Origin of the sequence: Jeotgalibacillus sp. JSM ZJ347, assembly GCF_044383825.1 — a bacterium.
GTDB lineage: Bacteria > Bacillota > Bacilli > Bacillales > Jeotgalibacillaceae > Jeotgalibacillus.
Genome location: NZ_JBISEN010000007.1, coordinates 1 through 25046 on the forward strand (window position 1 = coordinate 1; position 25046 = coordinate 25046).

Genomic DNA, 25046 nt, shown 5'->3' on the forward strand with positions numbered 1-25046 from the left:
CGAACACGGAAGTTAAGCTCTTCAGCGCCGATGGTAGTTGGGGGTTTCCCCCTGTGAGAGTAGGACGTCGCTAGGCACACTGAGTCTTTCCTGAGGGGGAGGCTTTTTTTGTGTTTAAAAAAGCATTTGAAGAGGAGAGATCCCAAGAGCATTGAAGTCAAAAGTCCAGAATCCTAAAGGCATGAAAAGCAAAAAGACGAAACTCTAAGTACAGGTATGGACAATGGAATTCCTTTAACTCGAAAGTTATTGCCTCAATCCTGGATCAATCATTTCAATATATGATTTGATTCCCTCAATCCTAATTATAATTGCTTCAGCAACCTGAAATACATCTGGAAATCCTTCATTTTATGGAGTATTTTCCTCGTAAACTTCATTAATCTCATCAAGAAAAGTCACATATCCCTTATTTCCCCTCCACCAGTACGCTCCACACCAATCTCCCCTCCAATTACCAGTATCCATCCCCTCAATTGCACATACACTGAACTATGTTGTATAATCTTAGTCAAAGATAGTCAAAGTCAAGATAGAGGAGGTGGCAACGTGAAAAATATTTCTGATGTCATTGAAAACTATTTAAAAGAGGTTTTAGAAAAGAGCGGGAGTGAAATAGTGGAAATAAAGCGCAGTGAGATTGCTGAGCGTTTCCAGTGTGTGCCTTCTCAGATTAATTATGTGATGAAAACCCGCTTTACGATTGAAAGTGGCTATGTTGTGGAGAGTAAGCGTGGCGGCGGAGGGTATATACGTATTATAAAAGTAAGAAGTGATGATCATGCTCACCTGATAGATCAGATTTTAGAGATTTTACAGCCGGTGGTTTCACAGGCTGCTGCTGAGAGTGTGGTCTTCCGTTTAATTGATGAAGAAGTGATTTCGAAAAGAGAAGCGAAGCTGATGCTGAGTGCGATAGATCGTTCCACTTTAAACGTTCCTCTTCCTGTGAGGGATGAGATCAGGGGGCGAATCCTGACTGCCATGCTGACGGTTTTAAAATATCAATAAGGTCGCGGGGTGAACGAGATGATGTGTGAGCAATGCCAGGAGCGGCCTGCAGCTGTTCATTTAAAGAATGTTGTTAATGGCAAAAAGACAGAAATTCATTTATGCGAGGTATGTGCCCAGGATAAGGGTGAAGCATTTATGAATGATGATGGTGCTTTTTCATTTAATCATCTGCTTGCTGGACTGTTGAATGTTTCGCCTGTGATGAAGCAGAGTCAGCCCCAGCAGAATAAACGCCAGACAGTTGAATGCAGTGGCTGTCAGATGACGTTTGATCAGTTTTTAAAAATCGGAAAGTTTGGCTGTCCGAAATGTTATGAATCTTTCAGGGATCAGCTGCCGCCCATTTTAAAAAGGCTGCACAGCGGCAATACTGTGCATCAGGGGAAGCTTCCTGAGCGACAGGGTGGAACGATTCATATGAAGCGGAAGGTAACGGAGCTACGTTCTGACCTGAAAACTTTAATTGAACAGGAAGAATTCGAGCAGGCGGCTGAGATCCGTGATCAGATCCGTTCACTGGAAGCGGAGATTCGTGACGAAGGGGGCGGTGCTGATGAGTCTTAAGAAGTTTTTAAGTCAGGCAGTCAGTTCGTGGATGAATGAGGATGGTCCTTCGTCTGAGATTGTCCTGTCTACGAGGATCCGTCTGGCGAGAAATCATCATCAGCATGCGTTTCCGACTGTATTTACGAAGGAAGAGGCGGAGCAGACTGCAGAGGCAGTAGGTGCGGCAGTTCAGCAGACAGGGTATCCGCTCGAGGAGTTAAAGATGGAGGATTTGCAGGGGCTTGAGAAAAGGGTGCTGGTTGAGAAGCATCTGATCAGCCCGAACCTTGCTGAGGATTCAGGTTCATCTTCTGTCTGGCTGTCAAATGATGAAGATGTCAGCCTTATGGTGAATGAAGAAGATCATTTGCGGATTCAGTGTCTGTTTCCAGGGCTTCAATTGAAGGAAGCACTGCGAAAAGCGCTTGAGATAGATGATGCGATTGAAAAGCATTTTGATTATGCGTTCGATGAGCATTTCGGTTATTTAACTACCTGCCCGACAAATGTTGGGACGGGATTACGTGCATCTGTTATGATGCATTTACCAGGGTTAATGATGACGCACCAGATGAACCGGATTATTCCTGCAATTGGACAATTTGGTCTGGTGGCTAGAGGAATTTACGGTGAGGGTAGCGAAGCTTTAGGTAACATCTTTCAGATCTCCAACCAGACGACACTCGGAAAGTCGGAAGAAGACATTACTGAGGACCTTCTGCACGTGGTGGATCAGATTATTGCCCAGGAGAAGTCAGCCAGGGAGGCACTGGTTAAATCATCAGGGATCCAGCTCGAAGACAGGGTATTCCGGTCTTATGGTACACTTCGTTACAGCCGCGTGATTGAGTCAAAAGAAGCGGCAAAGTGCCTGTCGGATGTGCGTCTCGGCATTGATCTCGGCTTTATTGAAAATGTGTCAAGGAGCATCTTAAATGAGCTGATGATTTTAACACAGCCAGGATTTTTACAGCAGTATGCAGGAGGTTTCCTGCGTCCTGTGGAAAGAGACATCAGGCGGGCTTCGCTGATTCGCGAGCGTCTGGAGATGGATGTAAGTAAAGATAAAGGAGGATCAGACATATGATGTTTGGACGATTTACAGAGAGAGCACAAAAAGTATTAGCATTGGCACAGGAAGAGGCGATCCGCCTTTCCCATTCAAATATCGGTACTGAGCATATCCTTCTTGGTCTCGTTCGTGAAGGAGAGGGCATCGCAGCGAAAGCACTGCAGACGCTTAATTTGAGCACAACGAAAATTCAGGAAGAAGTAGAAGAGTTAATCGGTAAAGGGACAGAACAGTCACCTAGCGTTCACTATACACCGAGAGCAAAGAAAGTCATTGAGCTTTCAATGGATGAAGCACGTAAGCTAGGTCACTCATATGTAGGCACTGAACATATTCTGCTTGGCTTGATCCGTGAAGGTGAAGGCGTGGCAGCACGCGTACTGAACAACTTAGGTGTGAGCCTGAATAAGGCACGCCAGCAGGTACTGCAGCTTCTTGGCAGTAATGAAGCAGGCGGACAGCAGGCTTCAAATGCAAGTGCGAATACACCAACACTTGATGGGCTGGCACGTGACCTGACAGTGATTGCCCGGGAAGGAAGCCTTGACCCGGTGATCGGCCGAAGCAAGGAAATCCAGCGTGTAATTGAAGTATTAAGCCGCCGTACAAAAAACAACCCGGTATTAATCGGGGAGCCTGGTGTTGGTAAAACAGCGATCGCAGAAGGGCTTGCACAACAGATCGTACAAAATGAAGTGCCTGAAATTCTTCGCGATAAGCGCGTGATGACACTTGATATGGGTACAGTTGTTGCAGGTACGAAATACCGTGGAGAGTTTGAAGACCGTCTGAAGAAAGTGATGGATGAAATTCGTCAGGCAGGAAACGTGATTCTGTTTATCGATGAGCTGCACACGCTGATCGGTGCAGGTGGCGCAGAAGGTGCGATTGACGCATCAAACATTCTGAAACCGTCTCTTGCACGTGGTGAACTGCAGTGTATCGGTGCAACAACACTTGATGAGTACCGTAAGTATATTGAAAAGGATGCAGCGCTTGAGCGTCGTTTCCAGCCGATTCAGGTGGATGAGCCGACAGCTGAAGAGTCTGTACTGATTCTAAAAGGTCTGCGTGACCGTTATGAAGCGCACCACCGTGTATCGATTACAGATGCAGCCATTGAAGCAGCAGTGAAAATGTCAGACCGCTATATTTCTGACCGCTTCCTTCCGGATAAAGCAATTGATTTAATTGATGAGGCAGGGTCGAAAGTGCGCCTGCGTTCATATACAACACCACCAAACCTGAAAGAACTTGAAGCTAAGCTTGAAGGAATCCGCAACGAAAAGGATGCTGCGGTTCAGAGTCAGGAATTTGAAAAAGCGGCTTCTCTTCGTGATTCAGAGCAGAAAACGAAAGAAAAGCTTGAAGAAACAAAGAAAGAATGGAAAGAAAAGCAGGGTCAGGAGAATACTGAAGTGACAGTAGAGGATATCGCACACGTTGTATCTACATGGACGGGTGTACCGGTATCACGTCTTGCTGAAACAGAAACACAGAAGCTTCTGCACCTTGAAGATTCACTTCATGGGCGCGTCATTGGTCAGGAAGATGCGGTAACGGCTATTGCAAAAGCAGTTCGCCGTGCACGCGCAGGACTGAAGGATCCGAAGCGTCCGATTGGTTCATTTATCTTCCTGGGACCAACTGGTGTCGGTAAGACAGAGCTTGCCCGCGCACTTGCTGAATCAATGTTCGGTGAAGAGGATGCAATGATCCGGATTGATATGTCAGAGTATATGGAAAAGCACTCGACGTCACGTCTTGTCGGTTCACCTCCAGGCTACGTGGGATATGAAGAAGGCGGTCAGCTGACTGAGAAAGTCCGCCGTAAGCCATACTCAGTCGTGCTGCTTGATGAAATCGAAAAGGCACACCCTGATGTATTCAATATCCTTCTGCAGGTACTTGAAGATGGACGCCTGACAGACTCTAAGGGTCGTACAGTTGACTTCCGTAACGTTGTGCTGATAATGACGTCTAACGTTGGTGCGAGCGCGCTGAAACAAAACCGTCATGTCGGGTTTGCCGTACAGGATTCCAGTCAGGATTATAAGGATATGAAAGGCAAAGTGCTTGAAGAATTAAAGCGTGCGTTCCGTCCTGAATTCCTGAACAGAATTGACGAAACAATCGTCTTCCACTCGCTTGAGAAGAACCATCTGAAGCAGATTGTTTCACTGATGGCCGGCGAGCTTGTGAAGCGTCTGAAAGAAAAAGACATCGAGCTTGAGATCACAGAAGCTGCAAAAGAAAAAATTGCAGATGAAGGGTTCGATCCGGAATACGGTGCACGTCCACTGCGTCGTGCAATCCAGAAGCATATCGAGGACCGCCTGTCTGAAGAACTGTTAAAAGGTAATGTGCTTGAAGGCTATAAGGTGGAAATCGATTATAGAGACGGAGAATTTACCGTATCCCGCAAAGAAGAAGCAGATGTAACGAAATAATGTCAGAAGGTGCACGTGTGAAAGGCTGTCACGTGCACCTTTTTTAACGGAGGGAACAGGTTTGGCAAAAAAGAAATCCAAGTTTATGTGTAATTCATGCGGGTATGAATCTGCTAAGTGGATGGGAAAATGCCCTGGCTGCGGTGAGTGGAACACAATGGTGGAGGATGTGACGATAACCGGTAAACAACCGAGAAAATCGTTCACCCATACACCGGAGGGAAGCCAGTCTAAGGCAACGCCACTCATTAAAGTAGAGACACGTGAAGAAACGCGCGTGACGACCAAGATGCAGGAGTTAAACCGCGTGCTTGGCGGCGGTGTGGTTCCAGGTTCAATGGTACTGATCGGGGGAGATCCCGGAATCGGTAAGTCTACGCTCTTACTTCAGGTGTCATCACAGCTTGCTGAGACGAAAAATAAAGTGCTGTATATCTCAGGTGAGGAGTCAATTAAACAGACGAAGCTTCGCGCTGATCGGCTGAGTGTGACAGCTGAAGAATTAATGATTTATGCGGAAACAAATCTCGAATCGATTCACCACTCCATAGAACAGGTGTCCCCTGATATTGTCATCGTCGATTCAATTCAGACCGTCTATCACCCTGAAGTCACATCAGCACCGGGAAGCGTTACGCAGGTACGTGAATGTACAGCTGAGCTGATGCGGATTGCCAAAACGAAAAACATTGCGATTTTCCTCGTTGGTCACGTCACAAAAGAAGGATCAATTGCAGGACCAAGAATTCTGGAGCATATGGTGGATACCGTTCTCTATTTTGAAGGGGAGCGTCATCATACTTACAGAATTCTGCGCGCTGTGAAAAACCGATTTGGTTCGACAAATGAAATGGGTATTTTTGAAATGCGTGAAGAAGGTTTGCGTGAAGTTGGGAACCCGTCTGAGATTTTTCTTGAAGAACGTTCACAGGGAGCGGCTGGTTCTACTGTTGTTGCTTCAATGGAAGGAACAAGGCCGATACTTGTTGAAATTCAGGCACTTGTCACACCGACAAGCTTTAATAATCCGAGAAGGATGGCAACCGGAATAGATCAGAACCGCGTGTCATTATTAATGGCTGTACTTGAAAAGCGTGTCGGGCTGATGCTGCAGACGCAGGATGCCTACTTAAAAGTAGCAGGCGGTGTAAAGCTGGATGAGCCGGCAGTCGACCTGGCTGTACTCGTCAGTATCGCCTCAAGCTACCGTGATGAGCCGCCAAAACCGTTTGACTGTATGATTGGTGAGGTTGGTCTGACAGGTGAGGTGCGCCGCGTCTCAAGGATTGAACAGCGCGTGCAGGAAGCAGCAAAGCTCGGATTTAAGCGTGTCATTATTCCTGAAAATAATATCGGTGGCTGGACATTCCCTGAAGGTATTGAAGTCATCGGGGTATCAAATGTAGCAGAAGCCTTAAAGAAAACACTGGAGGGATAAAAAATGGATAATCGGAGAAGAAAGCGTCCGTCAGCTGACATTATTCAGCTCGTGGCACCGGGAACACCTTTTAGAGAAGGGATTGATAATGTCCTGCGTGCCGGGACAGGTGGCCTGATTGTTGTTGGCTGTAACGATAAGATGAAGCCGCTTGTAGACGGGGGTTTTCAGATCCATTGTCCATTCTCCCCAACTTATCTATATGAGCTTGCAAAGATGGACGGGGCGATTATTCTGAATGAGTCAGGCAGTAAAATTCTGATTGCCAATGCGCAGCTGAACCCGAGCCCGATGATTCCTTCATCAGAAACCGGGATGCGGCACCGGACTGCGGAGCGGGTCGCAAGAGAGACAGATTCTCTGGTCATTGCCATTTCACAGAGGCGGAATGTCATCACACTTTATAAAGGCACGTACCGCTATGCGTTAAAAGAAATTGCAGTGATTCTTGCAAAAGCAAATCAGGCGCTGCAGACGCTCGAAAAATATCGTACGGTGCTCGATCAGAGTCTGTCTCATTTAACGCTGCTTGAATATGAGGAAGCTGTCACATATAACGACGTTCTTCAGGTACTTCACCGTTTTGAAATGGTGATCCGGATCAAAAATGAGCTGCTGCTTTATTTGAGTGAGCTTGGATCTGAGGGCAGGCTGGTCCGCCTCCAGCTGAATGAGCTGCTTGCAGACCTTGAGAAAGAAGCAGTGATGGTGATCCGTGATTATGCCTGTAATAATCATGCAGCGGCGCAGGATATGTATGAAGTATTTGCTGAAGATGTATCATCTGAGGTGATGGATGATGAGACCATTATGAAATTGCTCGGACACCCATCTTCTACAGAGTTTGAGAGTCAGGCAGAGCCAAGAGGGTACCGTGTGCTGAATAAAATTCCTCGTCTGCCGCTTACAATTATTGAAAATATTATCGGAGATTTTGGCACGCTTGATCAATTAAAGCAGGCGACAGTGGAAGAACTTGATGAAGTGGACGGGGTCGGAGGGATCCGTGCGAGAAAAATAAAGCAGGGACTCAAATCCGTCAGGGAACAATCTCTAGCAGATCACTAACAAAAAATGGTTTGTAAGCATTTCTGTTGTATGATATGATATTTCGTTTTTGTTTAAATTGACTTGCTTATTACACTCATGCTACTCTTTTCACAAGCTTATCTAATAGAAAAAATTTCATCTGAGGAGGTGAAGGGATGCTAAAAAGAATTATTCAAATCTGTTTTCTGATCGTCGGTGGAACATTGGGGGTATTTTTATTACCTGAATTAGTCCTTATTCCTTTTAATCTTGATTATGCCATTTTAAACAACCCTTATGTAACCGCGATTTTAGGAGCAATCATTTTTTATGCAGCAACGTTCTGGGCCATTAAATATGTTGTCAACTATATTAAATGGGCGGAAGATTCATTGGTCAAAGCGCCGGTCACTGATATTTTATTCGGGACACTCGGTTTGATTATCGGTCTGATCACCGCTTTCCTTCTGGGGGTGGCAGTCAATGACATTGAAATCCAGATTGTGAATACAGTCGTACCGATTCTCCTGACGTTAATTCTCGGTTATCTTGGCTTTCAGGTTGGTTTTACGAAAAGAGATGAACTGATCCAATTGTTTTCAAGAAGTAACTCTTCTAAAAAGCTGGAGGAATCAGCTGCTAAGGAAGTCAGTGATGTACCGGCTTCAAAGCGTCATAAGATTCTTGATACAAGCGTCATTATTGATGGCCGGATTGCAGATATCTGTCAGACAGGCTTTTTAGATGGGGAAATTGTCATTCCTCAGTTTGTGCTTGGTGAGCTTCAGCATATCGCAGATTCATCAGATGCACTGAAGCGAAACAGAGGTCGCAGAGGGCTTGATATTTTAAAAAGGATCCAGCGTGATATCCCGATTCAGGTCACGATCTATGAAGGTGACTTTGAAGATATTCAGGAAGTGGACAGTAAGCTTGTGAAGCTTGCGAAAGTACTGAACGGGATTGTTGTAACGAACGATTTTAACTTGAATAAAGTGTGTGACCTGCAGGATGTGCAGGTATTAAATATTAATGATCTGGCGAATGCAGTGAAGCCGGTGGTATTACCGGGTGAAGAATTGCATGTTCAGATGATCAAAGACGGGAAAGAGCAGAATCAGGGTATCGCCTATCTTGATGACGGCACGATGATTGTTGTGGAAGATGGCAAGAACTTTATCGGCAAACATATCGATGTAATCGTCACAAGCGTACTTCAGACGTCTGCAGGCCGAATGATTTTCGCAAAGCCAAAGTCTTATGAGAAAGCACTGTAAAAGGAGTCATTTATGAATTATGAAGTTGTCATTCCGGCAGCGGGCCGGGGGAAACGAATGGGAGCGGACCGCAACAAGCTCCTGCTTGAACTGAGTGGGGTTCCCATCATTATTCATACGCTGCGTGTCTTTGAACAGGACCCATCATGCAGCGGCGCTATTCTTGTAATTCATCCGGATGACAGAGAGACGCTCGAACAGCTAATCAAACAGCACAGCCTGACGAAAGTCACGCAGATGGTGCCAGGCGGGGAAGAGCGTCAGCATAGCGTATATGAGGGGTTAAAAGTATCCGCTGCGGAGATCGTGATGGTCCATGATGGGGCACGGCCATTTATCAAGCGTTCAGTGATTCATCAGCTGGCTGAAGCAGCTGAAGCTGAAGGTGGTGCGATCGCAGCAGTCCCTGTAAAAGACACCATTAAAAAAGTACAAAATGGGTTAGTAACAGAAACAGTAGAGCGGTCAAGCCTGTGGTCGGTACAGACCCCGCAGGCTTTTCAGCTTGATCTCCTGATGAAAGCCCACAAAGAAGCAGTGCGCACCGGCTACCTTGGGACTGATGAAGCTTCATTAGTCGAAAAAACCGGTGGAAAAGTAGCGGTCATTGAATCAGATTATGATAATATAAAGCTGACCACAAAAGAAGATCTCGTTTTTGCTGAAGCCATTTTAGCCAAAAGCGATCAATAGAGAGGGGAAACTGCCATGTTTCGAATTGGACAGGGCTATGATGTCCATCAGCTTGCAGAGAACCGCCCGCTGATTATCGGCGGAGTCACCATTCCTTATGAAAAAGGACTGCTCGGACATTCAGATGCAGATGTACTGCTTCACGTTGTCGCAGATGCAGCACTTGGTGCAATCGGTGAAGGGGATATCGGACGACACTTCCCGGATACAGATCCGGAATTTAAAGGTGCCGACTCGAAAAAACTACTTCAGCACGTCTGGGGCATCGTCAGAGAACACGGCTATCGCCTGGGGAACATTGACTGTACCATTATCGCGCAAAAGCCGAAAATGGCGCCTCATATCGGGGGCATGCGCACAGTCATTGCAGAACTGCTTGAAGCATCAGAGACGCAGGTCAACGTAAAAGCAACCACAACCGAAAAGCTCGGCTTCGAAGGCCGTGAAGAAGGCATCGCAGCACAAGCGGTTATCCTTTTACAGAAGACCTGATCAGTAGAACTTGCTAAAGTCGTTATGCGCACGAAAATGGTATGAAACACGACTTTAAAAAGCATACACTTTGTACATGCACAGCAGTGATCGCAGTAGAAGGTGGCGACTCCTGTGGCAGGAAGGGACCGGTGAGGCAATGGCGCAGCCTGCTGACTCACCGCCCGGCCATGGAAAGCGTCCGCCTGAAACGGAGATCTAACGCCAATATATTAAGCAATCATTTTAGGAGGATTTTCTATGTCTACAGACATTCGCGTACGTTACGCACCAAGCCCGACAGGACACCTGCATATCGGGAATGCAAGAGCAGCACTATTCAACTACCTATTCGCAAGAAGCCATAATGGCACATTCATCATCCGTGTAGAAGACACAGATACAAAACGTAACATCGAAGGCGGAGAAGAGTCTCAGCTGGAGTACCTGAAGTGGCTCGGTATTGACTGGGATGAAAGCATTGATGTAGGGGGCGACTACGGTCCATACCGCCAGTCAGAGCGTAATGACCTTTATAAGAAGCATTATGATGACCTGCTTGAGCGAGGACTTGCTTATAAGTGTTATTGCACAGAAGAAGAGCTTGAAGCAGAGCGCGAAGGACAGATTGCACGCAGTGAAATGCCGCGTTACAGCGGAAAGTGCCGCAACCTGACAGATGATGAGCGCACTGCACTCGAAGCAGAAGGACGTAAGCCAAGCATCCGTTTTGCTGTACCACAGAACAAGACATATACGTTCAATGATATCGTAAAAGATGATGTATCATTTGAAAGTGACGGCATCGGCGACTTTGTTATTGTGAAAAAAGATGGAATTCCAACGTATAACTTCGCAGTAGCTGTCGATGATCACTACATGAAGATCTCTCACGTATTGCGTGGAGATGACCACATTTCAAATACACCGAAGCAGCTGATGATTTATGAAGCGTTTGGCTGGGACATTCCGAAGTTTGGTCACACAACACTGATTGTCAATGAAGACCGTAAAAAGCTGAGTAAACGTGATGGCGCAATCATTCAGTTCATTGAGCAGTATAAGGATCTTGGCTATCAGCCGGATGCGTTATTTAACTTTATTGCACTGCTTGGCTGGTCTCCAAAAGGGGAAGATGAGCTATTCTCTAAAGAAGAACTGATCGAGCGCTTTGATGCTGACCGCCTGTCGAAGTCACCGGCAGTATTCGACACGAAAAAGCTTGAGTGGATGAACAATCAGTATATGAAGAATCTTGACCTGGACGAAGTAGTAGCACTGTCAACACCTCACCTAGAAGAAGCAGGTAAGATCCCGAAAGACCGTACACCTGAGCAGGATGAGTGGGTGCGCAAGCTTGTCGGACTTTATCAGGAGCAGATGAGCTATGGTGCTGAGATTGTGGCACTGTCTGAACTGTTCTTCAAAGATGAAATTGCGTATGACGAGGAAGCGAGTGCCGTGCTTGCTGAAGAACAGGTACCTGAAGTTATGGCAGAGCTGAGCCGTCAGCTTGAAGCACTTGAAAACTTTGAAGCAGCGGAAATTAAAAAAGCGATTAAAGCAGTACAGAAAGAAACAGGTCATAAAGGTAAAAAATTATTTATGCCAATTCGTGTCGCAACAACTGGCCAGACGCATGGACCGGACCTTCCAAGCGCAATTGAAGTGTTGGGTAAAGAAAAAGTACTTGCACGTTTGAGTAAGCTGACTGATTAACATTTTGAAAAGAATAGTATATAGTATGTCTATAGAAAACTTTAAAACAGCTCATCCATCGTTTGATATATAAAAGCTTTGAGAGGGAGAAGTAAGAAAAATAAAAGCTCAAAAAGAGAGAACCGCCAAAGGCTGAAAGCGGTTTGGGCTGACTGTTTTCTGAAATGCACCCTTGAGCCTTTTGCTGAAAGTATATGTAGGCAACAGCGGTTCAGGCCGTTATCCTGACTAAGTTGGGGGCAGATTGCCTCAAACAGAGTGGAACCGCGCAAAAGCGTCTCTGTCATTTGACAGAGACGCTTTTTCTATTTTAAAACAACTAATTCATATCGTATTAGTTGGAATTATAAGAAATTCGGATAAAATGAAAGGAGTGAATGGTGTGTTCAAAAGGATTCGTGAGGATATAGATACTGTGTTTGACCAGGACCCTGCAGCCCGCTCTGCTTTTGAAATCGTCTTAACTTATTCCGGGCTTCATGCGATCTGGGCCTACCGGATTGCGCACTGGTTTTATAAGCGGAAATTGTTTTTTATTGCCCGGGCAATTTCGCAAATGGCGAAAGTGCTGACAGGGATTGAAATTCACCCTGCAGCTAAGATCGGCCGCCGCTTCTTCATTGATCACGGTATGGGTGTTGTGATCGGGGAAACGTGCGAAATCGGGAATAACGTGACGGTTTTTCAGGGCGTCACACTCGGTGGAACCGGTAAAGAAAAAGGGAAGCGGCATCCGACACTTGAAGATAATGTCCTGATTGCAACAGGTGCAAAAGTGCTTGGATCAATTGTTGTAGGGGAAAACTCAAAGGTCGGTGCAGGCTCTGTCGTATTAAAGGATGTACCTGCAAATTCGACTGTTGTCGGTATCCCCGGCAAGGTCGTCATCAGAGACGGCAAAAAAGTCCGCAGGGATCTGGATCATCAGGATATGCCGGATCCAATCTGGGAGCGGATCAGAACACTTGAAACAGAACTGGCTTTTGTCAAAGACCAGCTGAAGAAAGAACGTGAAAGGAGCTCACAGCCATGAGCATTCAGATGTATAACACAGTAACAAGACAAAAAGAACCGTTTAAACCGCTTGAAGAAGGAAAGGTATCCATGTATGTATGTGGTCCGACGGTTTATAACTATATTCATATCGGTAACGCCCGTCCGCCAATCGTATTCGATACAGTGAGACGCCATTTGGAATACAGAGGATATGACGTGAATTACGTTTCTAACTTTACAGACGTAGATGACAAGTTAATTCGCGCAGCAAATGAGCTGGGTGAAGAGGTTCCTGCAGTTGCAGAGCGCTTCATTGATGCTTACTTTGAGGATGTCGGGGCACTTGGGTGCGCACGTGGCACCGCTCATCCGCGTGTTACTGAAAACATTGAACTGATCATTGAGTTTATTGAGTCGCTTATTGAAAAGGGTTTTGCCTATGAGTCAGGCGGAGACGTCTACTACCGTACAAGAAAGTTCGATGGCTACGGTAAGCTGTCACACCAGTCAATTGATGAGCTGCGCATCGGCGCGAGAATCGAATCTGATGAACGTAAGGAAGATGAGCTGGACTTCGTTTTATGGAAAGCGGCGAAAGAAGGGGAGATCTCTTGGGAAAGTCCGTGGGGTGAAGGGCGTCCGGGCTGGCATATTGAGTGCTCTGCGATGGCAAGAAAGTATCTTGGAGATACAATTGATATCCACGCAGGCGGTCAGGATCTTGCTTTCCCTCACCATGAAAATGAGATTGCCCAGTCAGAAGCATTAACAGGCAAGCCTTTTGCGAACTACTGGCTGCATAATGGTTACATTAATATTGATAATGAAAAAATGTCGAAGTCACTCGGCAACTTTGTACTCGTTCATGACATTTTAAAAGAAGCAGATCCGCAGGTACTGAGATTCTTTATGCTGTCGGTTCACTACCGTCACCCGATTAACTATAACCGTGAGCTGCTTGAAGCGGCTGGAGCGGGACTCGACAGAATCCGTACAGCGTATGAAAACCTGAAGCACCGCAGAGAATCAAGCTCAGGTTTAACTGACAATAATGCAGAATGGATCGAAAAAGCTGAGGCAAAGAACGACGCATTTATTAAAGAGATGGATGACGACTTTAACACAGCTAATGCCATTTCAGTGTTATTTGATCTTTCAAGTGAAGCGAACCTTTACTTAAGAGAAAAGAATACATCTGTTGAGGTCATTGATGCATTTACAGAGACGTTAAAAGAGCTCACAGGCGTGCTTGGTATTGAATTAAAGGATCAGGAAATGCTTGATGAGGACATTGATGAATTAATCAGAAAGCGTGAAGCGGCTCGTAAAGACCGCGATTTTGCAACAGCGGATGCGATTCGTGACCAGTTAAAAGAAATGAATATCATTTTAGAGGATACAAAACAGGGTATTCGCTGGAGAAGAGGGTAACAATGGATTACTCATCTTCTTCACTAGATCCGAAACAGCTGAATGCATTAGCACTTGCTTATATGGGAGATGGCGTCTACGAACAGTTCGTCAGACACCACCTTCTCCTGATCGGGACGATTCGACCGAACGCACTTCAGCGTGAAGCGATCCGTTATGTTTCAGCAAAAGCCCAGGCGCAGGTGCTGCACAAAATGTTTGACATGGAGCTGTTTTCTGAAGAGGAAATGGCGATTATCCGCCGCGGACGCAATGCAAAGTCGGGCAGTATACCAAAAAACACAGATGTGGCAACCTACCGCTACAGTACAGCATTTGAAGCTTTAATTGGCTATTTATATTTAACAGACAGGAAAGAACGTATGGAAGAGATCATAGTTAAAGCCATCTCCATGATTGTAGATGAGCAGAAAGGAGCCGGGCGATGAGTGAAGAGTTTATTGGCGGGAAGAATCCGGTGCTAGAAGCGCTGAGAGCCGGAAGAGAAATCAATAAAATCTGGATCGGCGAAGGTTCACAGAAAGGGCAGATGCAGCAGGTCATTCAACTCGCAAAAGAGGCGAATGTACTGGTTCAGTTTGTACCGAAAAAGAAGATTGACCAGCTGATGGATGGTCAGCATCAGGGTGTTGTGGCGTCCATTGCAGCATATGAATACGCAGAAATGGATGATGTTTTTGCGCTCGCTGAGAAAAAGGGTGAAGATCCGTTTATCCTGATTCTGGACGAGCTTGAAGACCCGCATAACCTTGGTTCAATTATGAGAACAGCAGATGCAGTTGGCGTACACGGCATTATTATTCCAAAGCGCCGCGCAGTCGGGCTGACAGCCACGGTTGCAAAAGCGTCTACAGGCGCAATTGAACACGTGCCGGTTGTGCGTGTGACGAATCTTTCACGTACGCTGGATGAACTGAAGGATAAAGGCCTTTGGATTGCCGGAACCGATACAAAAGGCAGTGAAGATTATCGCCGCTTTGACGGAACAATGCCGGTTGGACTCATTATTGGCAGTGAAGGAAAAGGGATGAGCAGAATCCTGCGTGATAAATGTGACTTCCTGATTCACCTGCCAATGAGCGGTCATGTCACTTCGCTGAATGCATCAGTTGCTGCAAGTATCTTAATGTATGAAATTTACCGTCGCCGTCATCCGCTGGAAGGATGATCCGGGATGAAAAATGTACTGCTCGTCGATGGCTATAACATAATAGGCGCCTGGCCTGAACTGACTGAATTAAAAAGTCATGACCTTGGTTCTGCACGGGACAGGCTGATAGAGATGATGGCAGAATATCAGGGGTATACAGGCCACCGCGTGATTATTGTCTTTGACGCGCAGTTTGTCGAAGGCATGTCTAAGAAAATGTACAATTACCGCGTGGAGATTATCTTCACGCGGAAAAATGAAACAGCTGATGAGCGGATTGAGAAGCTTGCAATTGAACTGAATGATATTCAGACGCAGGTCATTGTTGCAACAAGTGACTTTACTGAGCAGTGGGCTATTTTTGGTCAGGGAGCGCTCAGAAAGTCTGCCCGCGAACTTTTAATTGAAGTAAATCAAATCGAAAAGAAAATTTCCAAAAAGATCGAAAAAAACCAATCAGCACGCCCTGTTTCAAAGATTCCAATCAGTAATGAAATCGCCGAAATATTCGAAAAATGGAGGCGCGGCGGCAAATGAGCGGTTGACGCTTAAAAATTCTGTAAAGTATAATATTTCTATCTATTTGTTTCACAGAGGCGGGGGGATCCATTTGAACGCACAAACTCAGACAGCAGGAAACGTATTCAGTGGAATGGAAGACGATAAAATTATCGAACAGATTCACAGTGGAAATAGTGATGCACTTGATTTTCTGATCAATAAATATCGCCATTTTGTCAGAGTGAAAGCACGCTCTTATTTTCTGATTGGCGCTGACAAAGAGGATATTATACAAGAAGGAATGATCGGGCTTTATAAAGCGATTCGCGATTATAAAGGCGAAAAGCTCACATCCTTCAAAGCATTTGCTGAATTGTGTATTACCCGTCAGATCATTACAGCGATTAAAACAGCAACCCGCCAAAAACATATTCCGCTTAATTCCTATGTATCTCTGGATAAACCGATTTACGACGAAGAATCGGACCGGACGCTGATGGATGTGATCTCACCTGCAAAGCAGACTGATCCTGAAGCCCTGATGATTCACCGGGAGGAATTCAGCAAGATAGAAGGTAAGGTAGCTGAGCTTTTAAGTGACCTTGAAAGACAGGTGCTTGCTTTGTATCTGGATGGTCAGTCCTATCAGGAGATTTCAGAGGAGCTGGACCGTCATGTGAAATCAATTGATAATGCACTCCAGCGTGTCAAAAGGAAATTAGAGCGCTATCTGGAGGCTCGGGAATTGACTTTCTAACAGGAATGTTATATTGACATGACTTCCATAGAGTGTTATTTTTTAAAGGATGCACATCCTGAAAAGGAATGAACATTATGACTAAAAAGACAATCCTTGCCTGTACTGAATGCGGTTCCCGTAACTATTCGATCCCTTCAAATGGAAACAGGCAGAACGATAGATTAGAAGTGAAGAAATTTTGTCGCTACTGTAATGCTCATACTGTCCATAAGCAGACGGTATGATGGCCTGCCCCCTGGCAGGCTGTTTGAAATAACACTGGTTGGAGGGTACGTCATCATGAGTAAAATCAGCAACTTCTTTCGAAACGTTGCTTCCGAAATGCGTAAGGTCAGCTGGCCGAAGCGTAAAGAACTCACAAAGTACACGGTTACAGTTTTAACAACAGTGATCTTTGTTGCAGTATTCTTTTTCGTGATCGACATGGGTATTGATGCGATCATTAACTGGATTTTATAATCCGCTTTCTTTTCGCACCTGAAGCGCATTTCGTGTACAATAGCAGGAGACATGTCAAAGCCCGTTTAACGGGTTTTTTCATTGTTTAAAATGATTTTTTGGATAATATGACGATCAGATAGATAAGTGTTGTGTAAAAAAGGCATCTGCCTTAATAAAGGAGGAACCCATTCGTGGAAAAGAATTGGTATGTGGTTCACACATATTCCGGCTACGAGAATAAAGTGAAAATGAACTTGGAAAAACGTGTTGAGACAATGGGGATGCAGGATAAAATCTTCCGCGTTGTCGTACCGGAAGAAGAAGAAACTGAAATCAAAGACGGTAAAGCAAAAACAGTGAAACGTAAAACGTTCCCTGGTTATGTACTTGTAGAAATCGTTATGACCGATGATTCATGGTACGTTGTGCGTAACACACCTGGCGTAACAGGATTCGTTGGCTCATCAGGCGGTGGCGCAAAGCCGACACCACTTCTTCCTGAAGAAGTAACACAGCTGCTCAAGCAAATGGGTATGCAGGAACGCACAGTAGACGTAGACTTTGAACTTGGCGAAAACGTCACAGTCAACGAAGGACCATTCGCGAACTTCGCAGGCGTTATCGAAGAAATCGACGCTGACAAAGGGAAAGTCAAAGTACTCGTCAACATGTTCGGCCGCGAAACACCAGTTGAACTTGAATTCACACAAATTACGAAGCTGGATTAAGAGGTGTTGGGAGCGGTTTTGATTTTGGTTGATGGAAAAAGACTTTGTTAAAAGGGTTTGATAAAATCCATCTCTATACTTGCACAGCTGATGAGCGGAGCGGAAGGGGGCGACTCCTGTGGCAGGAAGGGACAGGTGAGGCAATGGCGAAGCCTGCTGGCTCACCGCCCGGCCACGGAAAGCGCCCCCCCTGAAGCGTAGCTCATCAGCCAGCCTTAACAAAGTACAACCAAAAGAAAATCCGCTTATTTCACCAATTTCCTTAAAATATAAAAAGAACGGCTTGAATTATGATTTGAAAGATGGTAACATCTTTTAAGTCAGTATGTCTCAATAGAGAGACTGAACTAACATTTTATATTCTTTATATAAAAGAATCAGTTTTGAGTGGGAGGGCAAAAACAAAAGCCCTATTACCACATCACGGACTTAAGGAGGTGTGTCTCGTGGCTAAAAAAGTTATTAAAATGGTAAAGCTTCAAATCCCTGCTGGGAAAGCTAATCCAGCTCCGCCGGTAGGTCCTGCATTGGGTCAGGCTGGTGTGAACATCATGGGATTCTGTAAAGAGTTTAATGCTCGTACAGCTGATCAGGCTGGTCTTATCATCCCTGTTGAAATCACGGTTTTTGAAGACCGTTCATTTACATTCGTTACTAAAACTCCGCCAGCTGCAGTTCTTCTAAAGAAAGCAGCAGGAATCGAGTCAGGTTCTGGTGAACCAAACCGCAACAAAGTAGCGGCTGTCAAGCGTGACAAGGTACGTGAAATCGCGGAAACAAAAATGCCTGACCTTAACGCAGCTGATGTTGAAGCAGCAATGCGTATGGTTGAAGGTACTGCTCGAAGCATGGGGATTACGATTGAAGACTAATTGATGTTTTGTCTTGGACAGGGTTGCGAAGCTGAAGATCATTCACTCGCAACCTTTATTCGTGGGAGGTTATTCCGCTAAAACCACATTAGGAGGAACTTATAATGGCTAAAAAAGGTAAAAAGTATCAAGAAGCTGCAAAGCTTGTTGACCGTTCAGTAAACTACTCAGTAACTGAAGCAATCGAGCTTGCGCAAAAGACAAGCACTGTAAAATTCGATGCAACTGTGGAAGCAGCATTCCGCCTTGGTATCGACACTCGTAAAAACGACCAGCAGATCCGTGGGGCAGTTGTGCTTCCAAACGGAACTGGTAAAACGCAAAGCGTTCTTGTTTTCGCTAAAGGCGAAAAAGCAAAAGAAGCTGAAGCGGCTGGCGCAGACTACGTTGGAGACAGCGAACTTGTTCAAAAGATTCAAGGTGGCTGGTTTGATTTTGACGTAATCGTTGCAACACCTGACATGATGGGTGAAGTTGGTAAACTAGGACGCGTTCTTGGACCAAAAGGCCTTATGCCAAACCCTAAAACAGGTACAGTTACATTTGATGTTGAAAAAGCTGTAAATGAAATCAAGGCTGGTAAAGTTGAATACCGCGCTGAAAAGTCTGGTATCATCCACGTGCCAATCGGTAAAGTTTCATTTGATCAGGAAAAGCTTGTTGAAAACTTCAACGCAATCTTTGATGTTGTCCAGAAGGCGAAGCCAGCTTCATCTAAGGGAACTTACATGAAGTCAGTAGCAGTAACATCTACAATGGGCCCTGGAATCAAAGTTGACCCATCTTCTGTAACAGTAAAATAATTAACAAAGATTATTGACACAACATGAGAACATCTGCTATGATGTTCTCTGTTGTGAAATTATATATTCATTTGTACCGTAGACAGCAGGTGTCCTGAGTGACTTAATTTCCTGCCGAGGTCATGACGATTAAAAGAACTTTCTTTTATTTGAAATGATACGCCTCTATGTCTACTTTCCGGCATAGAGGCTTTTTTATGATCGGAACGGTATAAGTGACGCCTACAGCAAATATTACAGGAGGTGTTAGGATGAGCAGTATTATCGAGCAAAAGAAACAGCTTGTAACAGAAATCCAGGAAAAGCTACAATCAAGCGCAGCATCAGTGATTGTTGATTACCGCGGACTATCTGTTGCAGAAGTAACTGAGCTTCGTAAACAGCTTCGTGAAGCAGGCGTTGAGTTCAAGGTATACAAAAACTCAATGACTCGCCGTGCTGCAGAAGCTGCTGGTCTTGAAGGTCTTGATGAAAGCCTTACAGGTCCTAATGCAATCGCATTTTCTGCTGAAGATGTTGTTGCACCAGCGAAGATTCTTAACAACTTTGCGAAAGACCATGAAGCACTTGAACTTAAAGCAGGTGTGATCGAAGGATCTGTTGCTTCACTTGAACAAGTGAAAGCTCTTGCAGAACTTCCATCACGCGAAGGCCTACTTTCTATGCTTCTTAGCGTTCTTACTGCGCCAATGCGCGGATTCGCAGTTGCGACTCAAGCAGTTGCAGATCAAAAAGAAGAACAGGGCGCATAATTCCCTGTTAGCCGGATAGCAATATCCAAACCAAACTAAAAACATTCCACGAGGAGGAACTATATCATGACTAAAGAACAAATGATCGAAGCAATCAAAGAAATGACAGTTCTTGAACTGAACGACCTAGTAAAAGCAATCGAAGAAGAATTCGGCGTATCTGCTGCTGCTCCTGTAGCTGTAGCTGGTGGCGGAGCTGGAGAAGCTGCTGCTGAGCAAACTGAATTCGACGTTGTTCTTACTGAAGCTGGTTCTCAGAAGATCAAGGTTATCAAAGTGGTTCGTGAAATCACTGGTCTTGGCCTGAAAGAAGCTAAAGAAATGGTAGACAACACGCCTAAAGCTGTTAAAGAAGGCGCTTCTAAAGAAGAAGCTGAAGAAATCAAAGCTAAACTTGAAGAAGTTGGCGCTGGCGTAGAAGTTAAGTAATTTTGCCTTATGAGAAAGTCCGCTTGAAATATAGCGGGCTTTTTTTATCGAAAAGAAGAAGGGTGGAGTGGTCGCTATGTCGGATCATTATTACTCAAAAAAGCCTGGCGTTAAAAGTAAGCCAAGCTGGTGGAATTTTACGCTTCGCGGGCACGTGTTAAAGTTCAAAACTGATCAGGGTGTATTCTCAAAAAATGAAGTAGATTTCGGTTCGAGAGTGCTAATTGAAGCGTTCGAAGAGCCTGGGGTCGGCGGTCCGGTGCTTGACGCGGGCTGCGGCTATGGTCCGATTGGTTTGACGCTTGCGAAAGAGATGCCTGAAAGAAAGATTCATATGGTGGATGTCAATGAACGGGCGCTTGAATTAGCAAAAGAAAATGCGGAGCAGAATCAGGTTCGCAATATCTCAATTTATGAAAGTGACTGCCTTGATCAGGTTGAAGAGCAGTCTTTTGCAGCGATCCTGACAAACCCGCCGATACGTGCGGGGAAGCAAGTCGTGCACCGTATTTTCGAGCAGAGTGCAGAAAAAATCGTATCAGGCGGAACGCTATGGGTAGTGATCCAGAAAAAGCAGGGAGCACCATCTGCAAAAGCGAAGCTTGAAGCACTATTTTCAAGTGTGGAAGTTGCGGATAAGCAAAAAGGCTACTTTATCTTCAAAGCAAAAAAAGATTGACCGCCTATAGTGGTTGTGTTACTATTATAAGATGTAAAAATATTAATATCAGTAAGTATGTCCATTTTGTATAAATGGGCTGTCTTTTGGGTAAAATGGTTTAAATAAAGTTTTAAAGAATAGAAAATGTGGAGTTTTCCCGTTTTCTATTTGTGTTATGTTCGTTTTTTCTTTTTTAAGAGATAAGCGGACGCTAAAATGCTTGATTTGAGGGGTGAATCAGTTGACAGGTCAACTAGTTCAGTATGGACGACACCGCCAGCGCAGAAGCTATGCGCGTATTAGTGAGGTGCTGGATTTACCGAATCTGATAGAGATTCAGACAGCTTCTTACGATTGGTTTTTAGAAGAAGGATTACGCGAAATGTTCCGCGATATTTCGCCGATCGAAGATTTCACAGGAAACTTGTCACTTGAGTTTATTGATTACAGCCTTGGTGAGCCTAAGTATTCTGTTGACGAATCTAAGGAGCGCGACGTGACTTACTCTGCGCCGCTTCGTGTAAAGGTACGTCTATTGAATAAAGAAACTGGCGAAGTAAAAGACCAGGATGTATTTATGGGAGACTTCCCGCTGATGACTGAAACAGGCACCTTCATTATTAATGGAGCAGAGCGTGTTATCGTTTCTCAGCTTGTTCGTTCTCCAAGCGTTTATTTCCACGATAAAATGGACAAAAACGGGAAGCGCGGCTTCGGTGCAACGGTTATTCCAAACCGTGGTGCTTGGCTTGAGTACGAAACAGATGCAAAAGACGTTGTTCACGTCCGTATCGACCGTACACGTAAACTTCCTGTGACTGTATTGCTGCGTGCACTTGGTTTTGGATCTGATCAGGAAATTATTGATCTGATCGGAGACAACGAGTATATCCGCAATACGCTTGAAAAAGACAATACCGAAAGTGTTGAAAAAGCGCTTCTGGAAATCTATGAGCGTCTGCGTCCGGGTGAACCACCGACTGTAGAGAATGCCAAGAGTCTTCTGGAATCACGTTTCTTTGACCCTAAGCGTTATGATTTGGCTAATGTCGGCCGTTATAAAATGAATAAAAAGCTTCATATAAAAAATCGTCTATTTGGACAGGTTCTGGCTGAAACACTTGCTGACCCTGAAACTGGCGAAATTTTAGCTGAAAAAGGAACAACGCTTGACCGTCGTAACCTTGATAAGCTGATTCCTAACCTCGAAAGTGGCGTAGGCTTCATTACTTATAATCAGGTAGGCGGAGTTGTTGAAGAGGATCTAACACTTCAGACAATAAAAATTCAGGTGCCTAACTCAGAAGAAGGTCAGGAAATCAATGTAATCAGTAATGCTTATGTTGATGACAGCGTGAAAAACATTACGATTGCTGACATCGTTTCTTCTATCAGTTACTTCTTTAACCTGCTGCACGGCGTTGGCTTAACAGATGATATTGATCACCTTGGTAACCGTCGTCTGCGTTCAGTAGGGGAGTTACTGCAGAACCAATTCCGTATTGGTCTGTCACGTATGGAACGTGTGGTTCGTGAAAGAATGTCAATCCAGGATACAAATACAATCACGCCTCAACAGCTGATTAATATCCGTCCTGTTATTGCTTCTATCAAAGAATTCTTTGGAAGCTCTCAGCTTTCTCAGTTCATGGACCAGACAAACCCGCTTGCGGAACTGACGCACAAACGTCGTCTGTCTGCACTTGGACCTGGTGGTTTAACACGTGAGCGTGCCGGCTTTGAGGTACGTGACGTTCACTATTCTCACTATGGCCGTATGTGTCCGATCGAAACGCCTGAGGGTCCGAACATCGGGCTGATCAACTCATTGTCAAGTTTTGCGAAGGTAAACCGTTTCGGATTTATCGAAACACCATACCGCCGCGTTGACCCTGAGACAGGCAGAGTAACAGAACGCATTGATTATCTGACTGCTGATGAAGAGGATAACTATGTTGTAGCACAGGCAAATGCGCGTCTTGGCGAAGATGGTTCATTCCTTGATGAAGAAGTTGTTTCCCGTTTCCGCGGTGAAAACACAGTATTCAAGCGTGACCGTATCGACTACATGGACGTATCGCCTAAGCAGGTTGTATCTGCTGCGACAGCATGTATCCCGTTCCTTGAAAACGATGACTCGAACCGTGCGTTAATGGGAGCGAACATGCAGCGTCAAGCAGTTCCACTAATGAATCCAGAAGCACCTTTTGTAGGTACAGGAATGGAACACGTTTCTGCGAAGGACTCAGGAGCTGCAGTGATTAATAAGTATGAAGGAATCGTCGAGCGCGTTCAGGCCAACCAGGTTTGGGTACGCCGCTTAACAGATGTCGACGGTAAGGAGACAGAAGGCGATCTTGATAAATACAACCTGCAAAAATTCATCCGTTCAAATCAGGGTACATGCTACAACCAGCGTCCAATCGTTGCTGTAGGTGACCGTGTTGAAAAAGGTGAAATTCTTGCAGACGGACCATCGATGGAAGCAGGAGAACTTGCGCTTGGACGTAACGTACTTGTCGGCTTCATGACATGGGACGGTTTTAACTACGAGGATGCTGTCATCATGAGTGAGCGCCTTGTAAAAGACGATGTATACACGTCTATTCATATTGAAGAATATGAATCAGAATCTCGTGATACAAAGCTTGGACCTGAAGAAATCACACGTGATATTCCAAACGTAGGTGAGGATGCACTTCGCAACCTTGACGACCGTGGAATTATCCGTGTCGGTGCTGAAGTAAAAGATGGAGATATTCTTGTTGGTAAAGTAACGCCTAAAGGTGTAACTGAGCTGACTGCTGAAGAACGTCTGCTTCACGCAATCTTCGGTGAAAAAGCACGTGAAGTGCGTGATACGTCACTTCGTGTACCACACGGAGCAGGCGGAATCATCCTTGATGTGAAAATCTTTAACCGTGAAGACGGCGATGAGCTGCCTCCTGGTGTGAACCAGCTGGTACGCGTGTATATCGTACAGAAGAGAAAGATCTCTGTAGGGGATAAAATGGCCGGACGTCACGGTAACAAAGGTGTTATCTCACGTATTCTTCCAGAAGAAGATATGCCATATCTTCCAGACGGCACGCCGATTGACATCATGTTAAATCCACTTGGTGTACCATCTCGTATGAACATCGGTCAGGTTCTTGAGATGCACATGGGAATGGCTGCCCGTGCAATGGGTATCCATATCGCAACACCGGTATTTGATGGTGCCAATGAGGAAGACGTTTGGGAAACAATCGAAGAAGCAGGTATGTCACGTGATGGTAAGACAGTTCTTTATGATGGAAGAACTGGTGACCCATTCGACAACCGTGTATCAGTAGGCGTCATGTATATGATTAAGCTTGCGCACATGGTTGATGACAAGCTTCACGCACGTTCAACTGGACCATACTCACTCGTTACACAGCAGCCACTGGGCGGTAAAGCACAGTTTGGCGGGCAGCGTTTTGGTGAGATGGAGGTTTGGGCACTTGAAGCATATGGTGCCGCTTATACACTTCAGGAAATTCTTACTGTCAAATCAGATGACGTTGTCGGACGTGTGAAAACGTACGAAGCGATCGTGAAAGGTGACAGCGTTCCGGAGCCGGGCGTTCCTGAATCATTTAAAGTATTAATCAAAGAACTTCAGAGTCTTGGTATGGATGTGAAGATGCTATCTGCCAACGACGAAGAAATCGAAATGCGCGACCTTGATGACGATGACGACATCCATCAGGCTGATGCATTAAACATTGCGCCGGAAACAGAAGCACCAGCTTCTGAAACTGTCGGTACGAAAGAATAGTTGTGACACTG

Annotated in this window: 25 protein-coding genes, 1 rRNA gene and 2 other annotated features; all 26 genes read left to right on the forward strand. The window is 45.2% G+C overall.

Annotated elements, in window-relative coordinates:
* A 5S ribosomal RNA gene (rrf, locus tag ACH6CZ_RS16240) occupies positions 1-76 on the forward strand; the annotation flags it as partial.
* A 473-nt stretch (positions 77-549) separates the two neighbouring features.
* Positions 550-1011, forward strand: a complete 462-nt coding sequence (locus tag ACH6CZ_RS14640; RefSeq protein WP_374098204.1) for a CtsR family transcriptional regulator — start codon at positions 550-552, stop codon at positions 1009-1011.
* 18 nt (positions 1012-1029) lie between these two features.
* Positions 1030-1578 carry a protein-arginine kinase activator protein McsA gene (gene mcsA, locus ACH6CZ_RS14645; RefSeq protein WP_374098205.1) on the forward strand — a complete coding sequence of 183 codons (549 nt, stop codon included), beginning with the start codon at positions 1030-1032 and terminating at the stop codon, positions 1576-1578.
* On the forward strand, positions 1568-2647 hold the full coding sequence (gene mcsB, locus ACH6CZ_RS14650) for a protein-arginine kinase McsB (protein WP_374098206.1): 1080 nt from the start codon (positions 1568-1570) through the stop codon (positions 2645-2647). Before mcsA ends, mcsB begins: the two co-directional genes overlap by 11 nt.
* Entirely contained in the window at positions 2644-5082 is a 2439-nt protein-coding gene (gene clpC, locus ACH6CZ_RS14655) for an ATP-dependent protease ATP-binding subunit ClpC (RefSeq protein ID WP_374098207.1), read from the forward strand. Before mcsB ends, clpC begins: the two co-directional genes overlap by 4 nt.
* A 61-nt stretch (positions 5083-5143) precedes the next feature.
* A complete protein-coding gene (radA, locus tag ACH6CZ_RS14660) occupies positions 5144-6520 on the forward strand; it encodes a DNA repair protein RadA (RefSeq protein ID WP_374098208.1) in 1377 nt (458 codons plus the stop codon).
* A gap of 3 nt (positions 6521-6523) precedes the next feature.
* The gene (gene disA, locus ACH6CZ_RS14665; protein WP_374098209.1) at positions 6524-7588 is read left to right on the forward strand and encodes a DNA integrity scanning diadenylate cyclase DisA; all 1065 of its coding nucleotides are present in this window, start codon (positions 6524-6526) and stop codon (positions 7586-7588) included.
* Between the two features lie 137 nt (positions 7589-7725).
* Positions 7726-8826, forward strand: a complete 1101-nt coding sequence (locus tag ACH6CZ_RS14670; RefSeq protein WP_374098210.1) for a PIN/TRAM domain-containing protein — start codon at positions 7726-7728, stop codon at positions 8824-8826.
* Between the two features lie 12 nt (positions 8827-8838).
* Positions 8839-9519: a 2-C-methyl-D-erythritol 4-phosphate cytidylyltransferase gene (ispD, locus tag ACH6CZ_RS14675; protein ID WP_374098211.1), complete on the forward strand. Its 681-nt coding sequence runs from the start codon at positions 8839-8841 to the stop codon at positions 9517-9519.
* Between the two features lie 15 nt (positions 9520-9534).
* Entirely contained in the window at positions 9535-10011 is a 477-nt protein-coding gene (gene ispF, locus ACH6CZ_RS14680; protein WP_374098212.1) for a 2-C-methyl-D-erythritol 2,4-cyclodiphosphate synthase, read from the forward strand.
* A 240-nt stretch (positions 10012-10251) separates the two neighbouring features.
* Entirely contained in the window at positions 10252-11709 is a 1458-nt protein-coding gene (gene gltX / locus ACH6CZ_RS14685; protein WP_374098213.1) for a glutamate--tRNA ligase, read from the forward strand.
* A 69-nt stretch (positions 11710-11778) separates the two neighbouring features.
* Positions 11779-11994 (forward strand) — a binding site (T-box leader).
* 97 nt (positions 11995-12091) lie between these two features.
* Entirely contained in the window at positions 12092-12742 is a 651-nt protein-coding gene (gene cysE, locus ACH6CZ_RS14690) for a serine O-acetyltransferase (protein WP_374098214.1), read from the forward strand.
* Entirely contained in the window at positions 12739-14136 is a 1398-nt protein-coding gene (gene cysS, locus ACH6CZ_RS14695; RefSeq protein WP_374098215.1) for a cysteine--tRNA ligase, read from the forward strand. Before cysE ends, cysS begins: the two co-directional genes overlap by 4 nt.
* 2 nt (positions 14137-14138) lie before the next feature.
* Positions 14139-14564 (forward strand): Mini-ribonuclease 3, encoded by a 426-nt coding sequence (locus ACH6CZ_RS14700; protein ID WP_374098216.1) that lies wholly within the window; start codon positions 14139-14141, stop codon positions 14562-14564.
* Positions 14561-15304 (forward strand): 23S rRNA (guanosine(2251)-2'-O)-methyltransferase RlmB, encoded by a 744-nt coding sequence (gene rlmB / locus ACH6CZ_RS14705; protein WP_374098217.1) that lies wholly within the window; start codon positions 14561-14563, stop codon positions 15302-15304. The genes ACH6CZ_RS14700 and rlmB overlap by 4 nt, the downstream gene beginning before the upstream one ends.
* Before the next feature lie 6 nt (positions 15305-15310).
* Complete coding sequence (locus tag ACH6CZ_RS14710) at positions 15311-15823, forward strand: NYN domain-containing protein (protein WP_374098218.1); 513 nt, start codon at positions 15311-15313, stop codon at positions 15821-15823.
* Between the two features lie 4 nt (positions 15824-15827).
* Positions 15828-16544: an RNA polymerase sporulation sigma factor SigH gene (sigH, locus tag ACH6CZ_RS14715; RefSeq protein ID WP_374098219.1), complete on the forward strand. Its 717-nt coding sequence runs from the start codon at positions 15828-15830 to the stop codon at positions 16542-16544.
* A gap of 77 nt (positions 16545-16621) precedes the next feature.
* Positions 16622-16771, forward strand: coding sequence for a 50S ribosomal protein L33 (gene rpmG, locus ACH6CZ_RS14720; RefSeq protein WP_374098220.1), 150 nt, complete (start codon positions 16622-16624; stop codon positions 16769-16771).
* 55 nt (positions 16772-16826) lie between these two features.
* A complete protein-coding gene (secE, locus tag ACH6CZ_RS14725; RefSeq protein WP_374098221.1) occupies positions 16827-17006 on the forward strand; it encodes a preprotein translocase subunit SecE in 180 nt (59 codons plus the stop codon).
* A 173-nt stretch (positions 17007-17179) separates the two neighbouring features.
* Positions 17180-17716 (forward strand): transcription termination/antitermination protein NusG, encoded by a 537-nt coding sequence (nusG, locus tag ACH6CZ_RS14730; protein WP_374098222.1) that lies wholly within the window; start codon positions 17180-17182, stop codon positions 17714-17716.
* A gap of 446 nt (positions 17717-18162) precedes the next feature.
* Positions 18163-18588 carry a 50S ribosomal protein L11 gene (gene rplK / locus ACH6CZ_RS14735; RefSeq protein ID WP_039806251.1) on the forward strand — a complete coding sequence of 142 codons (426 nt, stop codon included), beginning with the start codon at positions 18163-18165 and terminating at the stop codon, positions 18586-18588.
* A gap of 104 nt (positions 18589-18692) precedes the next feature.
* On the forward strand, positions 18693-19391 hold the full coding sequence (rplA, locus tag ACH6CZ_RS14740) for a 50S ribosomal protein L1 (protein WP_374098223.1): 699 nt from the start codon (positions 18693-18695) through the stop codon (positions 19389-19391).
* Positions 19392-19449: 58 nt separating this feature from the next.
* Positions 19450-19596 (forward strand) — a sequence feature (ribosomal protein L10 leader region).
* 46 nt (positions 19597-19642) lie between these two features.
* Positions 19643-20143 (forward strand): 50S ribosomal protein L10, encoded by a 501-nt coding sequence (gene rplJ / locus ACH6CZ_RS14745; RefSeq protein ID WP_374098224.1) that lies wholly within the window; start codon positions 19643-19645, stop codon positions 20141-20143.
* A 66-nt stretch (positions 20144-20209) separates the two neighbouring features.
* The gene (gene rplL / locus ACH6CZ_RS14750) at positions 20210-20572 is read left to right on the forward strand and encodes a 50S ribosomal protein L7/L12 (protein WP_374098225.1); all 363 of its coding nucleotides are present in this window, start codon (positions 20210-20212) and stop codon (positions 20570-20572) included.
* 76 nt (positions 20573-20648) lie between these two features.
* Positions 20649-21251: a class I SAM-dependent methyltransferase gene (locus ACH6CZ_RS14755; protein WP_374098226.1), complete on the forward strand. Its 603-nt coding sequence runs from the start codon at positions 20649-20651 to the stop codon at positions 21249-21251.
* A gap of 223 nt (positions 21252-21474) precedes the next feature.
* Entirely contained in the window at positions 21475-25035 is a 3561-nt protein-coding gene (rpoB, locus tag ACH6CZ_RS14760) for a DNA-directed RNA polymerase subunit beta (protein WP_374098227.1), read from the forward strand.
* Positions 25036-25046 lie beyond the last annotated feature (11 nt).

Coding starts and splice junctions, on each gene's coding strand:
- mcsA (WP_374098205.1), top strand. CDS start 1,030: ATGATGTGTGAGCAATGCCAGGAGCGGCCTGCAGCTGTTCATTTAAAG.
- mcsB (WP_374098206.1), top strand. CDS start 1,568: ATGAGTCTTAAGAAGTTTTTAAGTCAGGCAGTCAGTTCGTGGATGAAT.
- clpC (WP_374098207.1), top strand. CDS start 2,644: ATGATGTTTGGACGATTTACAGAGAGAGCACAAAAAGTATTAGCATTG.
- disA (WP_374098209.1), top strand. CDS start 6,524: ATGGATAATCGGAGAAGAAAGCGTCCGTCAGCTGACATTATTCAGCTC.
- ACH6CZ_RS14670 (WP_374098210.1), top strand. CDS start 7,726: ATGCTAAAAAGAATTATTCAAATCTGTTTTCTGATCGTCGGTGGAACA.
- ispD (WP_374098211.1), top strand. CDS start 8,839: ATGAATTATGAAGTTGTCATTCCGGCAGCGGGCCGGGGGAAACGAATG.
- ispF (WP_374098212.1), top strand. CDS start 9,535: ATGTTTCGAATTGGACAGGGCTATGATGTCCATCAGCTTGCAGAGAAC.
- gltX (WP_374098213.1), top strand. CDS start 10,252: ATGTCTACAGACATTCGCGTACGTTACGCACCAAGCCCGACAGGACAC.
- cysS (WP_374098215.1), top strand. CDS start 12,739: ATGAGCATTCAGATGTATAACACAGTAACAAGACAAAAAGAACCGTTT.
- ACH6CZ_RS14700 (WP_374098216.1), top strand. CDS start 14,139: ATGGATTACTCATCTTCTTCACTAGATCCGAAACAGCTGAATGCATTA.
- rlmB (WP_374098217.1), top strand. CDS start 14,561: ATGAGTGAAGAGTTTATTGGCGGGAAGAATCCGGTGCTAGAAGCGCTG.
- ACH6CZ_RS14710 (WP_374098218.1), top strand. CDS start 15,311: ATGAAAAATGTACTGCTCGTCGATGGCTATAACATAATAGGCGCCTGG.
- rpmG (WP_374098220.1), top strand. CDS start 16,622: ATGACTAAAAAGACAATCCTTGCCTGTACTGAATGCGGTTCCCGTAAC.
- secE (WP_374098221.1), top strand. CDS start 16,827: ATGAGTAAAATCAGCAACTTCTTTCGAAACGTTGCTTCCGAAATGCGT.
- rplA (WP_374098223.1), top strand. CDS start 18,693: ATGGCTAAAAAAGGTAAAAAGTATCAAGAAGCTGCAAAGCTTGTTGAC.
- rplJ (WP_374098224.1), top strand. CDS start 19,643: ATGAGCAGTATTATCGAGCAAAAGAAACAGCTTGTAACAGAAATCCAG.
- rplL (WP_374098225.1), top strand. CDS start 20,210: ATGACTAAAGAACAAATGATCGAAGCAATCAAAGAAATGACAGTTCTT.
- ACH6CZ_RS14755 (WP_374098226.1), top strand. CDS start 20,649: ATGTCGGATCATTATTACTCAAAAAAGCCTGGCGTTAAAAGTAAGCCA.